The organism is Spiroplasma endosymbiont of Megaselia nigra (assembly GCF_003987485.1).
In the GTDB taxonomy this organism is placed as follows: domain Bacteria; phylum Bacillota_I; class Bacilli_A; order Mycoplasmatales; family Mycoplasmataceae; genus Spiroplasma.
On record NZ_RCOO01000226.1, the window covers coordinates 1 to 1,668 of the forward strand.

Genomic DNA, 1,668 nt, shown 5'->3' on the forward strand with positions numbered 1-1,668 from the left:
TCATTTACTTTTTTTAGAATATATTTTCTTTAATATAAATTTTTTACTATTTAGTAATGTTTTTGTTTTAATTGTTTTGTTTAAATCTTGTTTTGTTCTGAGTTGTTTATATGTTTGAAATACTAGTCCATTACCCAATAAACTAGTAATTGCACTATCTTCTAGCGTATTTAAAAATTTATCTTTATTAAAGTTATTTTTAAATTGTTCTTGCATTTTTAATATCTTAGCAATTATCCGATATATTTTAAAACTATCTTTTACTACTTGCTGATAAGCAAGTGGGGCAAAAGAAACTAAATTAAACAAACTTGTTTTTTTAAATCCCCAACCAATAAACCACTCACTGTTCATATAGAATTTAAACGGTTCAGAAGCCAAAACAAACTGTTCTGCTTTGATTAAAGTTGTCATAACGACAATAGGGGCATATTGCGTATTTTTATAATATATTGTTAAAGCAACTTCGCCCGTAACTGATAATGGAACAATTTTTACTGCTAAAAAAACATCAGAACCATAGGCAAAAGGTAATAATTGGCCTTTTTTAATAGCCTTAGTTTCAAATTTAGATAATATTTTTTTAGTTTTATTAGTAATTTTATTAATTACTTTTTGTTTAATAGCAATTATTTGTTTTTCAATTGGGGCTAATAATTTTTTAGTTACTTTTTGAATATAAAAATTTGGGTTTAAATGATTTAAAATTTTATTTAATTTAATTGGTGTTTGGTGCAAAATATTTAATAATTTATTATTATATACTTTGCTACCACGCATTAAATTAGCATTTAATAGTAGGTTTTTACCAACACCTTTTTTATGAAGATTAGTCATAATGTTATATCACTCATTAGTATTAATTTTGCTTATTTTATCAACATTTAATCCATATTCAGACAATCATTTATTAGCATTTTTTTCATTTACGCGTGGTATTTTTTGAACTAATTTAGCGCTTATTTTTTGAATATTTTTCTCAATTTTTAATAAATTATTAATTGTTTCTAATTTAGAAACTTTAAAACCTTTATAAAAATCATTTTGGGCTAATTTACCAATTGTATATAATAAAGTTTCGTTATTAGCCTGTTTTGTAAAATCAAATATTAATTTATCAGATAAAATTTTTTTACCCGTAACTTGCCTTACAACATCTTCTAAATTATTAGCAGTTATTACACCTAATTTTTCAAGTAGTTTAGTTTCTTTTGCTAATTTTAAAATTCTAGTTATGCGAGCAGCACGCGTTAATTTACCAATTCCACCAATTGCTGGTAACAAATTTAGGGCAGTACTTTTTGTTGTCACTTCTGATGTTAATTTATCGTATATTTGATTTACGGCAAAATCGGTTGCTGTTTCTACTCCAAATGATATAAATGCTGCGGCAAAATTAGATAATCCCGCACCAAGACCAACAGCCGAAGCAATACCACCAGTTAAAACTGATAAACCAAGAGCTAAAACTTGAATTCCTAAAAATTCTAATAACTGTAAACCAAAACTTTTTTCTTGTTGTTGGATTGACAATCTAGTTGGATTTTTTTTAACAGCATAAATAAGGGCTGTTTTAGATGTTCCAATTGGCATATCTATCAAACGAAAAAGTACTATTTTTTAGTACTATTAAGAATTTTTAATTTTAACATCAATCGGATTTGTTTG

1 protein-coding gene is annotated in these 1,668 nt (G+C 25.5%); it reads right to left on the reverse strand.

Annotated elements, in window-relative coordinates; all coding sequences use genetic code 4:
* Window positions 1-1,593 (reverse strand): hypothetical protein (locus tag D9R21_RS06320; RefSeq protein WP_148108870.1); only part of this gene is annotated, 1,593 nt, incomplete at its 3' end.
* Window positions 1,594-1,668: the final 75 nt, after the last annotated feature.